The sequence below is a fragment of the Brachybacterium muris genome (assembly GCF_016907455.1).
In the GTDB taxonomy this organism is placed as follows: Bacteria; Actinomycetota; Actinomycetes; order Actinomycetales; family Dermabacteraceae; genus Brachybacterium; species Brachybacterium muris.
Genome location: NZ_JAFBCB010000001.1, coordinates 1,935,190 through 1,950,580, shown reverse-complemented (window position 1 = coordinate 1,950,580; position 15,391 = coordinate 1,935,190). Strand labels below are relative to the sequence as shown.

15 protein-coding genes and 3 tRNA genes are annotated in these 15,391 nt (G+C 68.3%); 11 read left to right on the top strand and 7 right to left on the bottom strand.

Annotated elements, in window-relative coordinates:
- Window positions 1–33: 33 nt before the first annotated feature.
- Window positions 34–1,734 (bottom strand): FAD-dependent oxidoreductase, encoded by a 1,701-nt coding sequence (locus JOD52_RS09040; protein ID WP_204409582.1) that lies wholly within the window; start codon window positions 1,732–1,734, stop codon window positions 34–36.
- Window positions 1,735–1,921: 187 nt separating this feature from the next.
- Between JOD52_RS09040 and JOD52_RS09035 the strand changes: the two genes are divergently transcribed.
- Window positions 1,922–2,422, top strand: coding sequence for an ABC transporter substrate-binding protein (locus JOD52_RS09035; RefSeq protein ID WP_338124129.1), 501 nt, complete (start codon window positions 1,922–1,924; stop codon window positions 2,420–2,422).
- A 100-nt stretch (window positions 2,423–2,522) separates the two neighbouring features.
- Here JOD52_RS09035 and JOD52_RS09030 read toward each other — a convergent pair whose 3' ends face one another.
- Together JOD52_RS09030 and istA are read right to left on the bottom strand one after the other, a co-directional pair.
- Window positions 2,523–3,269: an ATP-binding protein gene (locus tag JOD52_RS09030; RefSeq protein WP_338124028.1), complete on the bottom strand. Its 747-nt coding sequence runs from the start codon at window positions 3,267–3,269 to the stop codon at window positions 2,523–2,525.
- Window positions 3,266–4,828, bottom strand: a complete 1,563-nt coding sequence (gene istA, locus JOD52_RS09025) for an IS21 family transposase (protein WP_204408388.1) — start codon at window positions 4,826–4,828, stop codon at window positions 3,266–3,268. Before istA ends, JOD52_RS09030 begins: the two co-directional genes overlap by 4 nt.
- A 114-nt stretch (window positions 4,829–4,942) precedes the next feature.
- On the opposite strand from istA, the gene JOD52_RS09020 reads away from it, so the two are divergent.
- Both JOD52_RS09020 and JOD52_RS09015 read left to right on the top strand, forming a co-directional pair.
- Entirely contained in the window at window positions 4,943–5,341 is a 399-nt protein-coding gene (locus JOD52_RS09020) for a hypothetical protein (RefSeq protein WP_204409578.1), read from the top strand.
- Window positions 5,338–6,198 (top strand): ABC transporter ATP-binding protein, encoded by an 861-nt coding sequence (locus JOD52_RS09015; RefSeq protein ID WP_204409576.1) that lies wholly within the window; start codon window positions 5,338–5,340, stop codon window positions 6,196–6,198. Before JOD52_RS09020 ends, JOD52_RS09015 begins: the two co-directional genes overlap by 4 nt.
- A 19-nt stretch (window positions 6,199–6,217) precedes the next feature.
- Here JOD52_RS09015 and JOD52_RS09010 read toward each other — a convergent pair whose 3' ends face one another.
- The 3 genes from JOD52_RS09010 to JOD52_RS09000 form a co-directional block, all read right to left on the bottom strand.
- Window positions 6,218–6,796: a hypothetical protein gene (locus JOD52_RS09010; protein WP_204409575.1), complete on the bottom strand. Its 579-nt coding sequence runs from the start codon at window positions 6,794–6,796 to the stop codon at window positions 6,218–6,220.
- Window positions 6,797–6,855: 59 nt separating this feature from the next.
- Window positions 6,856–7,914, bottom strand: coding sequence for an Atu2307/SP_0267 family LLM class monooxygenase (locus tag JOD52_RS09005; RefSeq protein WP_204409574.1), 1,059 nt, complete (start codon window positions 7,912–7,914; stop codon window positions 6,856–6,858).
- A 90-nt stretch (window positions 7,915–8,004) separates the two neighbouring features.
- Window positions 8,005–8,286, bottom strand: a complete 282-nt coding sequence (locus JOD52_RS09000; RefSeq protein ID WP_017824147.1) for a DUF2249 domain-containing protein — start codon at window positions 8,284–8,286, stop codon at window positions 8,005–8,007.
- 35 nt (window positions 8,287–8,321) lie between these two features.
- On the opposite strand from JOD52_RS09000, the gene JOD52_RS08995 reads away from it, so the two are divergent.
- The 6 genes from JOD52_RS08995 to JOD52_RS08970 all read left to right on the top strand — a co-directional run bounded on the left by JOD52_RS08995 (window position 8,322) and on the right by JOD52_RS08970 (window position 12,176).
- Complete coding sequence (locus tag JOD52_RS08995; RefSeq protein ID WP_017824146.1) at window positions 8,322–9,098, top strand: fumarylacetoacetate hydrolase family protein; 777 nt, start codon at window positions 8,322–8,324, stop codon at window positions 9,096–9,098.
- Window positions 9,099–9,206: 108 nt separating this feature from the next.
- On the top strand, window positions 9,207–10,730 hold the full coding sequence (gene gltX / locus JOD52_RS08990; protein WP_017824145.1) for a glutamate--tRNA ligase: 1,524 nt from the start codon (window positions 9,207–9,209) through the stop codon (window positions 10,728–10,730).
- Between the two features lie 200 nt (window positions 10,731–10,930).
- Window positions 10,931–11,002 (top strand) — tRNA-Gln (locus tag JOD52_RS08985).
- Between the two features lie 29 nt (window positions 11,003–11,031).
- Window positions 11,032–11,104 (top strand) — tRNA-Glu (locus JOD52_RS08980).
- 62 nt (window positions 11,105–11,166) lie between these two features.
- Window positions 11,167–11,242, top strand: a tRNA-Glu gene (locus JOD52_RS08975).
- Window positions 11,243–11,357: 115 nt separating this feature from the next.
- The gene (locus JOD52_RS08970; RefSeq protein ID WP_204409573.1) at window positions 11,358–12,176 is read left to right on the top strand and encodes a universal stress protein; all 819 of its coding nucleotides are present in this window, start codon (window positions 11,358–11,360) and stop codon (window positions 12,174–12,176) included.
- A 39-nt stretch (window positions 12,177–12,215) separates the two neighbouring features.
- Here JOD52_RS08970 and JOD52_RS08965 read toward each other — a convergent pair whose 3' ends face one another.
- Window positions 12,216–12,950 (bottom strand): IclR family transcriptional regulator, encoded by a 735-nt coding sequence (locus tag JOD52_RS08965; protein ID WP_017824143.1) that lies wholly within the window; start codon window positions 12,948–12,950, stop codon window positions 12,216–12,218.
- A gap of 166 nt (window positions 12,951–13,116) precedes the next feature.
- Between JOD52_RS08965 and leuC the strand changes: the two genes are divergently transcribed.
- Both leuC and leuD read left to right on the top strand, forming a co-directional pair.
- Window positions 13,117–14,529 (top strand): 3-isopropylmalate dehydratase large subunit, encoded by a 1,413-nt coding sequence (leuC, locus tag JOD52_RS08960; RefSeq protein WP_204409572.1) that lies wholly within the window; start codon window positions 13,117–13,119, stop codon window positions 14,527–14,529.
- A gap of 83 nt (window positions 14,530–14,612) precedes the next feature.
- Window positions 14,613–15,224: a 3-isopropylmalate dehydratase small subunit gene (gene leuD / locus JOD52_RS08955; protein WP_204409570.1), complete on the top strand. Its 612-nt coding sequence runs from the start codon at window positions 14,613–14,615 to the stop codon at window positions 15,222–15,224.
- The last annotated feature ends 167 nt before the right edge of the window (window positions 15,225–15,391 follow it).

Genomic DNA, 15,391 nt, shown 5'->3' with positions numbered 1-15,391 from the left:
CCACGCCGGATCGACAGGCTGAGCCCGCCGAGGTCAGGTGAAGTTGTACTCGGTGACGATCGGCTCGCGCCCGGAGGCCTGATCGTCGAAGTACTGCTCCATCGAGATGCCCAGGTAGGAACCGGAGATGTTCACCGCGTTGGGCCTGCCCAGCTGCTGCAGGGCGCGGACCTCGTTGTACGAGCGCTGCGAGGAACGGCAGTGCACGTACACCTCGCGGTCCTCCGGGATCTCGTCCAATCGGTCGCGGAACTGCGAGAGCGGGATGTTCACCGCGGTGGTGATGTGGCCGGCCTCGAACTCATCGGGCTCGCGCGCGTCGATGATGAAGGCGCCCTGCTCGACCAGGCCTCGCACCGCCGTCACCGGCACCTGCTCGAACTCATTGTTCAGGACGTTCAGGCCCACCAGGGCGGCGTGGATCACCACGTCCTTGGCGGTGGAGTACAGCGGCGAGTACGCCAGCTCCAGGTCCGCGAGGTCCTCCAGCGTCCCGTCCATCATGATCAGGGTGGCGACCACGTCCACGCGCTTGTCGGCGCCGCCCTTGCCCACGGCCTGAGCGCCCAGCACTCGACCCGAGGGACGCTCGAACAGCAGCTTGAAGAACATGGGCTTCGAGTCCGGCATGATGCCTACGGAGTCCGCAGGGATCACGTACACGAAACCGTAGTCGAGCCCTGCTGCCTTGGCCTGCTCCTCGTTCAGGCCCGTGGAGGCAGCGGTGTAGTCGAACACCTGGACCACGGAGGAGCCGATCACGCCGCGGTTGCGGGTGGGGCGACCGTACATGTGGTCTGCGGCGATACGGGCCTGCCGCTGCGCCGGACCGGCCAGGGCCAGACGGGTCGGCTCACCGGTGATGTGGTTCCTCACCTCGATCGCATCGCCCACGGCGTACACGTCCTTGGCGGAGGTCTGGAAGTTCTCGTCCACCTTGATGCCGCCGGTGGTGCCGATCTCCAGGCCCGCGGCCTTGGCCAGCTCGGTCTCCGGGCGCACACCGATGGACATGACGACTGCGTCGGCCGGGAGCACCGCGCCGGAGGTCAGCACGACCTCTTTCTCGCGGATCTCGGCGACACCGTCGGCCAGGCGCAGGTCCACACCCTTGTCGTGCAGCTCCTTGTGCAGCACGGCGGCGAGCTCCGGGTCCACCGGGGCGAGCACCTGCGGCAGCGCCTCGGCCAGGGCCACCTTGCGGCCGGCGTGCACCAGGTTCTCCGCGACCTCCAGGCCGATGAAGCCGCCGCCGATGACCACGATGTCCTTCGCATCGTTGCCGACGACGAACCGCTGCAGGGCGTCGATGTCCGGGACGTTGCGCACGGTGAAGACGTGGTCGGAGTCGATGCCGGGGATCTGTGGACGGATCGGTGCGGCGCCGGGGGAGAGGGTGAGGGTGTCGTACTTCTCGGTGCTCTCCTCACCGGTGGCCATGTCCTTGACGGTGATGGTCTTGGCGGCCGTGTCCACAGCGGTGACCTCGTGGCCGGTGCGGGCGATGATGCGGTACTGGGCCCAGAACTGCGGCGGGGACATGAGCACCAGGTTGTCGGCCTCGGGGATCGCGCTGGAGAGGTGCCAGGGCAGGCAGCAGTTGGAGAAGGAGACGTGGGGTCCCCGCTCGAACATGATGATCTCGGCGCTCTCGTCCAGGCGACGGAGTCGGGCTGCGGTGGAGGCGCCGCCGGCGACGCCGCCGACGATGAGGTGACGCTTGGTGTCGGACATGGGTGGTGTTCCTTCCCTGAAGGTCTATCGGTGGTCAGTGCGGGATGGTGCGGACTCGGAGATCAGCGGTCGGTGATGCGGTGATCGGGCAGCTCGGTCTCCTTGAGCTTGATGTGACGGCTGGGCGGGATGATGTTCAGTCGCCCCTCGAAGAGCTTGAGCCCGACGGCCGCTCCGAGCACGAGGAATCAACGCCACGATCGAATGGCTGCGCTTCAACGGTGGCAACGACGTGATCCAGGCGTTCGGATCGAGCTCCATCGACATCGGCATCTACGGCTCCTCCGCCGGGGTCAAGGCCATGAGCCCGCCCCTGGACCTCCCCATCTCCCTGGTCTGGGTGCCCGACGTGATCGGGTCGTCCGAGGCCCTGGTGGCCTTCGACGAGGAGATCACGTCGATCGAGGACCTCGCCGGCAAGCGCGTGGCGGTCACCTTCGGCGCGACCCCGCACTACGTGCTGCTGTCGATGATCTCGGCTGCCGGTATCGAAGGGCAGGTCGAGGTCATCAACCTGACCAATGACAAGATGCCCGCCGCGGCCCGCGCCGGACAGATCGATGCCGCCTGGACCTGGGAACCCACACTCACCGAGCTCACCGACATCGGCGGGACCGTGGTGATCGACAGCGCCGAGGCCGCAGAGCAGGGCTTCGTCACCTTCGACATGCAGACTGAGTATTCGTAGTCGTGGGAGCCACCGAATCTTGCTCTTGGGGACCGCCGATCGTGCCGACGGGGGCCAGTAGCCGCCGCGGTGGGGACCACTGGCTCCCGCCGGCATCGGGTCACTGGGGCAGTGCGGTGTGTTCTCGCATGTTCCTGTCGCCGGTGTCGATCCAGATTGTGTTGTGCACGATGCGGTCCATGATCGCATCGGCGTGGACTGCTCCACCGAGCCGGGCGTGCCAGTCCTTCTTCGGGTACTGGGTGCAGAACACGGTCGAGCCGGTGTCATAGCGGCGCTCGAGCAGTTCCAGCAGCATCGAACGCATTCCCTCGTCAGGATGGTCCAGCAGCCACTCGTCGATCACCAGCAGCGAGAACGTGGAGTACTTCCGCAGGAACTTCGTCTGGCCCTGCGGCTTGTCCTTTGCCAGGGCCCAGGCCTCTTCGAGGTCGGGCATTCGGATGTAGTGGGCTCGGAGCCGGTGCTGGCAGGCCTGCTTCGCCAGCGCGCAGCCGAGGTAGGACTTCCCTGAGCCGGTGAAGCCCTGGAAGACCACGTTCTGTTGCCGCTGGATGAAGGAGCAGGTTGCCAGTTGCGCGATCACGTTCCGGTTCAGTCCCCGTTCCTCGACCAGATCCAGCCGCCGCAGGTCCGCTCCGGGATAACGCAGCCCCGCCCGGCGGATCAGACCCTCGACCTTTCCATGATTGAAGATGGAATGCGCCTCGTCCACGATCAGCTGGAGCCGTTCCTGGAACGACATCCCCAGCACGTGAGCCTCATCCTGGGCATCGATCGCGTCCAGCAGCGCGGTCGCGCCCATCTCGCGCAGCTTCCGCTTCGTGTCGTTATCGATCACGCTCACCGGACACCTCCGGCGTAGTAGTCGGCGCCACGGACGTATCCGCCGTCTTCCGCGGGTTCCTCGCGGGGTGGACGCAGGGCGGCGACCTTGTCCTGCCCGGTGGCCAAGATCGGGTGCAGATGCGCATAGCGCGGTGAACGGACCCGTCCCGTCAGCGCGAGTGCGCAGGCCGCCTCGACCCGATCTACGGAGAAGCGGCGAGAGAGCCGTAGCACCGCCAACGCGGGATCCAGGCCCTGTTCCACGATCGGCACGGACTCGAAGATCCGCTGGATCACGATCACCGTGGCCGGCCCGACCCGATCTGCCCACGCCCGCACCCTCTGCGCGTCCCAGGCCTGGAAACGCTCGCCCGCAGGTAGGTCCGCGTCGTTGGTGCGGTACTCATTGCTCGCGGTCTCCGGGAGCAGCAGGTGACTGGTCAGTCGCTGGCTGCCCTGATAGATCTCCAGCGTCCGGGCCGTGATGCGCAGATCGACCTTCGCGCCGATGTGCGCGAACGGCGCGGAGTAGAAGTTCCGCGCGAACGTGACGTGCCCGTTCCTGCCCACTCGTCGTCCGTAGTGCCATGTCGAGATCTCGTAGGGCACCGCCGGCAGCGGCGTCAGCAGCGGCCGCTCCTCCGCGTCGAACACGCTGGCGCGGGATCCGGGCCGCTTCTGGAACGGCTCCGCGTTATAGGCCTCCATCCGCTGCCCGATGGCGGCTGCAAGTTCGGGCAGGGACGTGAATCGCTGATCCCGCAGCCCGGCGATGACCCAGGTCGCGACGTGCGCGACGGTGTTCTCCACGCTCGCCTTGTCTTTCGGTTTCCGCACCCTCCCCGGGAGCACCGCCGCCGAGTAATGCGCTGCCATCTCGCGATACGCATCGTTCAGGACGATCTCGCCCTCGCGGGGGTGCTTCACCACACCGGTCTTGAGGTTGTCCGGAACGATCCTCGGGACCGTCCCGCCCAGCGCCTCGAACATCGCTACGTGCGCTCGCAGCCAGGACTCCTGGCGCATATCCAGCGCCGGGAAGCAGAACGCGTAACGAGAAAAAGGCAGGCAGGCAACGAACAAGAACACCTTCGAGACCTCGCCGGTGACCGGATCGGCCAGCTCCATCGTGGGGCCGGACCAGTCGACCTCCACGCTCTGGCCGGCCTTGTGACCGACTCTCGAAGCGGCACCGGTGACCATGACGTGGTGCTGGTAGGTGCGGCAAAACCGGTCATACCCCATCGCCGGATCCCCAGCCGCCGTGGTCGCGTCGAAGTACTCGCCGTGCAACAGCTTCAGCGTCACGCCGACCCTGGCCATCTCTCGATGGACCTGTTCCCAGTCCGGCTGTGCGAACACGCTCTCGTGCTCGCCCCGGCCCGGGAACAACCGGGCATACACCTGCTCATCGGCGACGTCCGCGATATCGCCCCACCCGATCCCTGCAGCGTCAGCGGCCTCGAACACCGCCCTCACGGACTTGCGGGACATGCCCTGCGAGGACGAAATCGCTCGCCCCGACAGACCTTCTGCGCGCAGCTGGAGCACCAGCTTCGCCCTGATCTTCCGTACCATTCCAGATTGCTCCTTCCGCCGCGTGCCCTATACACACGGCGGAAGGAGCGTAGACAGAGCGGCCCCAACGACACCACTGGTGGTCCCGAACGACGCCACCGCTACGGCAGCGACGTGGCACCCGAACCCTCGATCAGCGGACCCCAGCGAGGCGAATATTCACAGACCGCCCGAGATGAGTTCATCGAGGCCGAACCCGAGTTCATGCTGATGTGGACCCGTATGCAGGACCACGCGGCTCAAAGAGTGATCGAGGACCCCGAACTGGCAGCCGAATCGATCTCCGCGCAGCTGGGCATCACCCCGGCGGTGGCGCTGGACCAGATGTCCGGCTACACCTACCTCACCGCCGAGGACCTCGCCGGTGAGGAATGGATGGGCGGGGGAGCGGCCGAGTCGATCGCCTCCACCGCCGAGTTCCTGGCCCAGGTGCGGCAGAGCACCGGGGCGCACTCGCCCGAGCACTACGCCGAACGGGTCTACGGCGACGCCGTCCAGGAGGTCGCCGAATGAGCACCGACGCTCAGAACGAGCAGGCAGGCGGCGGTATCAGACTGGAATCGATCACACACCGCTATCTCACCGACGCCGGTGCGGAGGTGACCGCGCTCGACGGTGTGGACCTCGACATCGAGGCCGGATCCTTCGTGACTGTGGTGGGCCCTTCGGGATGCGGCAAGACGACGCTGCTGCGGATGCTGGCCGGCTTCCTCAGCCCCTCCGAGGGCACCGTCTCGGTCGACGGCGCGCCCGTCACCGGTCCGTCGCCGGAGCGCGGCGTGGTGTTCCAGCAGCCCAACCTGTTCCCGTGGTGGACCGTGCGACGCAATGTGGAGGCGGGCCCGAAGTACCGGGGCGTCCCCGCAGAGGAACGCACTCGCATCGCGGACCGCTACCTGGAGATGGTGGGCCTGGCCGACTTCGCCGACTCCAAGCCCTACGAGCTGTCCGGGGGCATGAAGCAGCGCTGCCAGATCGCCCGCGTGCTGGCCAACAGCCCGCAGATCATGCTGCTGGACGAGCCCTTTGGTGCGTTGGACTCCCTGACCCGTCGCCGCCTGCAGAGCGACCTGCTGGTGCTGCACCACCTGCGCAAGGACACCGTCTTCTTCATCACTCACAGCGTGGAAGAGGCCGTATACCTCGGGGACCGTGTGATCGTTATGTCACCGCGGCCCGGTCGCGTCGTCCACGACGAGATCCTTCCCGCCTACTCGGGCAGGGACGACGAGACCGTCCACAACCTGCGCACCCATCCGGAGTTCGCCGAAGGCGTGCGTCGCATCACCGAGATCATCGAGGACGAGGATCCGGGTGCCTCGAGCGGGAGGGTGCACGATCCCGCAGAGGAAGCGGACCGCCAGCTCTAGAACCCGTCGCGACGGTGCATCAACGGTGGAACGCGCCGCTGCGATACAGGTCGAGTGCGGCGTGGGCCGCAACGTGCGGAGCGGGTGCGCCTCGGGTGTTGCGTGCGAGGCGAGCGGGAAGAGGCGCGAAGCTGATGGCACTGGCGGGGCCGGTGCCGGTCGCGGTGATGCGCTCGCCGTCGGTGGTCGCCACCACCAGGGCGCCGCGCAGTCTCGAGCTCTCCTCTTGGGCCAGGTGGTCGACATCATCCCAGGGCACATGCCGCGAGGACTCGTGCAGAGGTGTGAGTGTGAGCCCTTCGGTGGTCACCACGAATACGGTGCGATGCAGCGTGCGAAGGATCCGGGGGGTGAGGGCCAGCAGCAGGAGGGATCCCAGGGCCGGGATCACCATGAATACAGCGAACAGGGCACCGTCCGAACGCTCGCTCGCGACGAGTGCCCAGATCGCGGCGCCCCCGGTGATCACCAGCAGGGCCACCGCGAGCACCTGGATCGCTCGGACGGTCCCCTGGAGCAGCCTGCGGTACTCCCGGGTGGGCGTCGCGTACAGGACGTCCCCGTCATCGAGCGCGTGCGGGGTCAGGTCCGGGGCCATGCCGAGGATTCTGCCACCGTGCACCCCGGGACCTACGCCCAGCCGACCGGGGCAGTGCCTCAGCTCGCGAGCAGTTCGCGCACCCGAGGGATCACCTGGGTGCCGTACAGCTCGATCGACTGCATCAGGTGCTCGTGGGCCACGGTGCCGTTGGCGTACTTGAGGTCGAAGCGGCCCACGCCGAGCGTGCGCACGGTGTGGGCGATCTTCTGGGCCACGGTCTCCACCGAGCCCACGTACAGCGCGCCGTGCTCCACCTCGGCGTCGAACTCGCCGGGGCCGGCCGGGCCCCAGCCTCGCTCGCGTCCCAGCTGGTTGCGGGTGGCCAGCCATGCGTCGCGCAGCTGGTCGCGCGCAGTGTCGTCGTCGGTGGCGATATGGCCGGGGGAGTGGACGCCCACGGGCAGGGCGGGGTTGCCGAGCTTCTCGTTGGCCTCGTGGAACAGCTGCACGTAGGGGGCGAAGCGCTCGGCCTGGCCTCCGATCACGGCGAGCATCAGTGGGAAGCCGTAGCGGGCGGCGCGGATTACGGAGTTCGGGCTGCCGCCCACGGCCACCCAGGTGGGGATGGTGCGCTCGGCCCGCGGGTGCACCGACTGGTCCTTCAGCGGCGGGCGGGTGCTACCGGACCAGCTGAACGGCTTCTGCGGGAGGATCGTGGAGAGCAGGTCGATCTTCTCCTCGAACAGGGTCTCGTAGTCCTGCAGGGCGTAGCCGAACAGGGGGAAGGACTCGGTGAAGGAGCCGCGGCCGATGGTGATCTCGGCGCGACCGCTGGAGAGGGCATCCAGGGTGGAGAAGCGCTCGAACACCCGGATCGGGTCGTCGGAGCTGAGCACCGTCACCGCGGTGCCCAGGGTGATGCGCTCGGTGCGGGTGGCCAGGCCCGCCAGCACGGTGTCCGGGGCGCTGATGGCGAAATCGGGGCGGTGGTGCTCGCCGATGGAGAAGTGGTCGATGCCCACCTGGTCGGCGAGGACGCCCTCGGCCAGGACGTTGCGGATCACCTGGGCAGGGGCCACGGGGGTGCCGTCCAGGCCATGGGTGACATCGCCGAAGGTGTCCAGGCCGAAGGTGATCGTCGAGGGGTTGACGGTGGTGCTGTGGGTGGTGCTCACGGGTTCACGTCCTGCCGCGCCGAAATGTGGTTGATGGTTCAACTATAGCTGGTCGGATGGGGGAGCGGAAGTGGGGGCGATGCGGGTCGGTCAGGTCTCCTTGGTGAAGCGCAGGCGGATATCGCCCACCTCCCGGGAGTCGTACTCCCAACTCACGGCATCGCCGAAGCGCTCGTCGATCCGCGCCAGCAGCATATGCGGCTCGCGGTCGGCGAACAGCACCATCGAGGAGCCCGCCTGCAGCTGCTCCAGGGCCCCGAGGACGGAATCATGGGTGGTGTCAGAAGTGCCTGCACTGCAGCCGCAGACTCCGCCGCTGCCGCAACCGCAGCCTCCGGAACCGGGGCAGGAGATATCGGTGAGCTCGATCATGAGGGCCAGTATCCCCACCACCTAGACTGGCCACCATGCGTATCGCACGATTCACCACCGGTGACGACCCGATGTACGGCATCGTCCAGTCCAAGGATGGCCGCGAGATGGTCTACGGCATCACCGGTGATCCCCTGTACACAGAGATCCGCCCCACCGGCACGATCCTTCCGCTGGAGGACGTGCGATTGCTGGCCCCCGTGATCCCCCGCTCCAAGGTGGTGTGCGTGGGCCGCAACTACGCCGCCCACGCCGCCGAGCTGGGCAACGAGGTGCCCGAGCAGGCCCTGTACTTCCTCAAGCCCAACACCTCCGTGATCGGTCCCGGCGATCCCGTGGTGCTGCCGGCCTACAGCCAGGAGGTGAGCCTGGAGGCCGAGCTGGCCGTGGTGATCAAGGGGATGAGCAAGGGCCTCACCCCCGAACAGGTGCGCTCAGCGATCCTGGGCTTCACCTGCGCCAATGACCTCACCGCCCGGGATGCCCAGCGCGAGGAGAAGCAGTGGCTGCGGGCCAAGGCCTTCGACACCTCCTGCCCGATCGGCCCCTGGATCGAGACCGACCTGGACACCTCCGCGCTGTCGATCACCTCCAGCGTGGACGGTGAGAGCGCCCAGGACGGCACCACCGCCGACATGATCCGCTCGATCGAGGAGATCGTCTCCGAGATCTCCCAGGTGATGACCCTGCTTCCCGGTGACGTGATCCTCACCGGCACCCCCGCCGGCGTGCGCACCGTCGAGGCCGGATCCAGCATCGACGTGACCATCGAAGGGATCGGCACCCTCACCAACCCCGTCGTGCGGCGCTGAACGACCCCGCACCGGCGAACCGATCCGACGAACCACCGTTCCGGCGCGCCCCCAGGCGCCGCACCTGCATCGACCACATACATCCGTCCCCATCGAGGAGCATCCCGCGTGACCACCACCGGCGACACCGTCACCCCCACCACCTCTGAGCCCGAGGAGGTGCGGGTACGGTTCTGCCCCAGTCCCACCGGCACCCCGCACGTCGGCATGGTGCGCACGGCCCTGTTCAACTGGGCCCACGCCCGCCACCACGGCGGCAAGCTGATCTTCCGCATCGAGGACACTGACGCCGCCCGCGACAGCGAGGAGTCGTACCACCAGCTGCTGGACGCCATGCGCTGGCTCGGCATCGACTGGGACGAGGGTGTCGAGGTGGGAGGCCCCCACGGCCCGTACCGTCAGTCCCAGCGCGGCGAGATCTACCAGGACGTGATCGCCAAGCTCAAGGACGCCGGGCACATCTACGAGTCCTACTCCACCGCTGAGGAGACCAAGGCCCGCCACGTCGCCGCCGGCCGTGACCCGCAGCTGGGCTACGACGGCTACGACCGCGAGCTCACCGAGGAGCAGAAGGCCGCCTTCCGTGCAGAGGGTCGTGAGCCCACATGGCGCCTGCGGATGCCCGACGTCGACATCTCCTTCACCGACATGGTGCGCGGGGAGATCACCTTCAAGGCCGGCTCCACCCCCGACTACGTGGTGGTGCGCGCCAACGGCCAGCCGCTCTACACCCTGGTGAACCCGGTGGACGATGCCCTGATGCGCGTCACGCACGTGCTGCGCGGCGAGGACATCCTGTCCTCCACCCCCCGCCAGATCGCCCTGTACCGCGCCCTGATGGACATCGGCGTGGCCGAGAGGATCCCGGAGTTCGGCCACCTGCCGTACGTGATGGGGGAGGGCAACAAGAAGCTCTCCAAGCGCGACCCCGAGTCCAATCTGTTCCTGTACCGCGAGCAGGGCTTCCTGCCCGAGGGCATGGTCAACTACCTGGCCCTGCTGGGCTGGGGCTACAGCGCCGACCAGGACGTGTTCAGCCGCGAGCAGTTCGTGGAGAGGTTCGACGCCACCGGCGTGAACCCCAACCCCGCCCGCGTGGACATCAAGAAGGCCACCGCCATCAACGCCGACCACATCCGCCTGCTGCCCGAGGCCGAGCTCACCGAGCGGATGATCCCCTACCTCCAGCAGGCAGGCGTGCTGGGGGAGACGGTCACCGCCGAGCAGCGAGCTCTGCTGGCCGCCGCCACCCCGCTGGTCCAGACGCGCATGAACCTGCTGGGCGAGGCCCCGGACCTGCTGCGCTTCCTGTTCGTGGACGACGCGGCCCTGGTGGTCGAGGACGACGCCCTGAAGAAGATCGGGGACGACCCTGCTGCGGTGCTGGATCGCGCCGTGACCGAGGTCGAGGCGGTGCCGGAGGACTCCTTCACCGCTGCCGCACTCGAGGACGTGCTGCGCACCGCCATCGTCGAGGACATGGGCATCAAGCCGCGCCTGGCCTTCGGGCCGTTGCGCAGCGCCATCTCCGGCCGCCGCATCTCCCCGCCGCTGTTCGAGTCGATGGAGCTGCTGGGCAAACCCTCCAGCCTCGTGCGACTGCGCGCTCTGCGGGACCGCCTGGCCGCCTGAGCCCCGCCGGTCGGGTCGTTCGGCCGCGTGAGGTGCACTGGGTGCGCAGCCTCACACGGCCGAACGGCCCTTTCGCTTTGTCATGCGGCCGAGGATTCGCTAGAGTCGTCTCCCGGTACGCTTCCGAGAGAAGCCCGGCCACGAGCCCTCCGCCTCAGGAGGATCACCGCCGAGAAGATCTTGAAAACGTGCTCTGACCATGGGGTATGGTGTAATTGGCAACACGGCTGATTCTGGTTCAGTTGTTCTTGGTTCGAGTCCAGGTACCCCAGCGCTGATCGACTTCGGTCGATCCGGCCGCGCCCCGTTCGTCTAGCGGCCTAGGACGCCGCCCTCTCACGGCGGTAACACCGGTTCAAATCCGGTACGGGGTACGAAGTGCAGTCCTTCGGGGCTGCACTTGCTCTCTGTCACAGGGTTCTGTGCAGGGTGTGGAGCCCCGTTCGTCTAGCGGCCCAGGACGTCGCCCTCTCACGGCGGTAACACCGGTTCAAATCCGGTACGGGGTACCAGCAGGAAGCAGGAGCCGGCTGCCATGGGCGCCGGCTCCTTCTTCATGTGCGGGACCGGGCGCCCACAAGGACCAGAAGCGGTGCGCCCGCGCGGCCTCCGGCGTACAGTCGTTGTATGAGCCCCGTCACAACTCCGCGCGTGACCGTCGGTGTGTTCGACTCACCAGAAGCGGACGATGCCGTCCGCTGGGCTGCTCACCACGCCCATGTGATCGGTGGTCACCTGCACCTGGTCCACGCCTTCGTCTGGACCGAACTCGATGTCAACACCGACCCTATCCCTGGCGTAACCGGGTCGGGGATCCGGGGTGCGGCCGACGGCCTGATCGAGGACGCTGTCGCGATCGCACGCGAGCTCCGCCCCGAGCTCACCATCACCTCGCAGATCATCGACGGCAACCCCGTCCCCGTGCTGGTGGGGGCCAGTGCCCGCTCCGAGGTGATCGTGGTGGGAGGCCGCGGGCTGGGGAGGCTGCTCGCCATCATCGTCGGCTCCAAGAGCCTCGCACTCGCCGCCAGGGCGCACTGTCCCGTGGTGGTGGTGCGAGGCAGGCCTGATGTCGACGGCCCGATCGGTCTGATCCACCATCCGCGAGGCCAGGAGGCCGCCCTGCGGGCAGCTGAGCTCGCCGCCTGCTACGGCCGCCCCATCCAGCTGGTTGCCCGCGCGGACGCGGACGAGCAGCGGGCCCAGGAGGTCCTGGCCGAGGTGCGGGATGAGATTGCGCGCACGCATCCCGGTGTCGAGGTGCAGGGGGTGACCATCCCCACCAGCGATTCCCCGAGGGAACTGGTGCAGGCCAGCGAAGGGGCGTCGATGATGGTGGTGGCGGGGGAGAAGGATCCCCGACACTCCGATCGGATCGCTGCTCCGCGCCAGCTGGTCACCGTGCTCAGGTTCGCCCACACCCCCGTCTGGGTCGAGAGGGCGTAGGCGCACCAGGAGTGGCTGACCGGACCGGGAGGGCCTGATTCAGCCTCCCGCGCGGCGCAGCATCTCGGTGAGGTGGTTCGCAGAGCTCATCACCGAGGTGGCGTGCAGGCGGCCGGGCTGCCGGGTGAGGCGCTCGATGGGGCCGGAGATGCTCAGCGCCGCCACCACGCGTCCGTTGGAGCTGCGGACCGGGGCGGAGAGCGATCCCACGCCGGGCTCGCGCTCACCGATGGACTGTGCCCATCCGCGTCGGCGCACGGCCGAGAGCTGGGTCGCGGTGAAGCGGGCGCCCAGCAGGCCGCGGTGCAGTCGGTCGGGTTCCTCCCAGGCCAGCAGGATCTGCGCGGCTGAGCCGGCCTTCATGGTCAGGGTCGCTCCCAGCGGCACGGAGTCGCGCAGGCCGATGGGGCGCTCGGCCGCGGCCACGCAGATGCGGTGGTCTCCCTGGCGGCGGTACAGCTGAGCGGACTCCCCGGTGTGGTCGCGCAGTGCGGCCAGCACGGGCCCGGCGGCGGCCAGGAGGCGGTCCTCGCCGGCGGCGGCGGCGAGCTCCCCCAGGCGCGGGCCCAGCACGAAGCGGCCCTGCATGTCGCGGGTCACCAGGTGGTGGTACTCGAGCGCCACCGCGAGACGGTGGGCGGTGGGGCGGGCGAGGCCCGTCGACTGCACGAGCTGGGCCAGGGTGGCGGGGCCGGCCTCGAGGGCGCTGAGAACGATCGCGGCCTTGTCGAGAACGCCGACGCCACTGCCGTTCTCCGTCGATGTGGTGTCCATGGTCCGATACTGCCCGTCTTAGTCTGTGAGACGCAAGTGTCGGGGAGTGGGATTCGCCGCAGGATGGCGTGGTGCACCCGGCACTCGGGTGATGGCAGCAACGCGTCCGTATCCCGGACGCACGAACAGCAGGCGTCCGCGATCCGGACGCGGGGAAGGATCATCCATGGCGGGAACGCTGGCGGAGAAGGTCTGGGCGGACCACGTGGTGCGCCGCGGAGAGAACGGCGAGCCGGATCTGCTCTACATCGACCTCCACCTGATCCACGAGGTCACCAGCCCTCAGGCCTTCGACGGCCTGCGGCAGGAGGGCCGCGCCCTGCGCCGGGTGGACCAGACCCTCGCCACCGAGGACCACAACACCCCCACGATCGACATCGACAAGCCGATCGCGGACATCACCTCGCGCACGCAGATCGAGACCCTGCGCCGCAACGCCGAGGAGTTCGGGGTGCGCATCCACTCCCTGGGCGACAAGGACCAGGGCATCGTGCACGTGGTGGGCCCGCAGCTGGGCCTGACCATGCCCGGAATCACCGTGGTGTGCGGCGACTCCCACACCTCCACCCACGGTGCCTTCGGGGCTCTAGCCTTCGGCATCGGCACCAGCGAGGTGGAGCACGTGATGGCCACCCAGACCCTGCCGCTGACCCCGTTCAAGACCATGGCCATCAACATCGAGGGCTCGCTGAAGCCGGGTGTCACCGCGAAGGACATCATCCTCGCGGTGATCGCGAAGATCGGCACCGGCGGCGGCGCCGGCTACGTGCTGGAGTACCGCGGCCAGGCGATCCGTGACCTCTCTATGGAGGGGCGCATGACGATCTGCAACATGTCCATCGAGGCCGGTGCCCGCGCGGGCATGATCGCCCCGGACCAGACCACCTTCGACTACGTCCAGGGCCGTCCCCACGCCCCGGTGGGCGAGGCCTGGGACGAGGCCGTCGAGTACTGGAGCACCCTGCGCAGTGATGACGACGCCGTGTTCGACACCGAGGTCACCATCGACGCCGACCAGCTGGAGCCCTTCGTCACCTGGGGCACCAACCCCGGCCAGGGCCTGCCGCTGAGCGCCGCCGTGCCCGCGCCCGAGGACTTCGCCGAGGACAACGCCCGCGTCGCGGCCGAGCGCGCACTGGAGTACATGGACCTGGTCCCCGGCACCCCGCTGAAGGACATCAAGGTGGACACCGTGTTCATGGGGTCGTGCACCAACGGTCGCATCGAGGACCTGCGCGCCTTCGCCGATGTCATCCGCGGCAAGACCAAGCACCCCGAGGTGCGGGTGCTGGTGGTGCCCGGCTCGGCGCGCGTGCGCCTGCAGGCCGAGCAGGAGGGACTGGACCGCGACTTCCTCGACTTCGGTGCCGAGTGGCGCCAGGCCGGCTGCTCGATGTGCCTGGGCATGAACCCCGACCAGCTGAAGCCGGGAGAGCGGGCCGCCTCCACCTCCAACCGCAACTTCGAGGGGCGTCAGGGCAAGGGCGGCCGCACCCACCTGGTCTCCCCGGTGGTGGCCGCCGCCACCGCCGTGCGCGGCACCCTGTCCTCCCCCTCCGACCTCGTCACGGTGGCCTGAGCAGCCCCTCGCGCCACACCCGCGAGGACCCTGCCACAAGGTACGACCGGACCTTCGAACCAACAGACCCCAGGAGCATCCCGATGGAAGCCTTCTCCACCCACACCGGTATCGGTGTCCCTCTGCGCCGCAGCAACGTCGACACCGACCAGATCATCCCCGCCGTGTACCTCAAGCGCGTCACCAAGACCGGTTTCGACGACGGCCTGTTCTCCGCCTGGCGCAACGACCCCGAGTTCGTGCTGAACCAGGACGCCTACCGCTCCGGCTCCGTGCTGGTGGCCGGCCCCGACTTCGGCACCGGCTCCTCCCGCGAGCACGCCGTGTGGGCGCTGCGCGACTACGGGTTCAAGGCCGTGCTGTCCTCGCGCTTCGCTGACATCTTCCGCGGCAACGCCGGCAAGCAGGGGCTAGTCGCAGCGCAGCTGGCGCAGGACGACATTGAGCAGCTGTGGAAGATCCTCGAGGAGACCCCCGGCACGGAGATCACCGTGGACCTGGTGGAGCGCCAGGTCCATGCGGCCGATGCGACCTTCCGCTTCGACGTGGACGACTACACCCGCTGGCGGCTGATGGAGGGCCTGGACGACATCGGCCTGACGCTGCGCCATGAGGCCGACATCACCGCCTTCGAGGCGCGTCGCCCCTCCTGGCTCCCCAAGACCCTCCCTGCCCGCAACGCCGAGTCCGCCTGACCGAGTGGGGTGTGACACCGTCCGTGTCACGCCCCAGTGGCAGGCCGAAGGAGTGGACGCGGCCGGACCGACCGGACGGATGCCTGAGAGATCCCTCGCGGACCGCGAGCGGGGTGCTCCGGTATGGTGAGCCGGTCAAACAAGCGGGCGCCGCGGCGCTCGTCCAG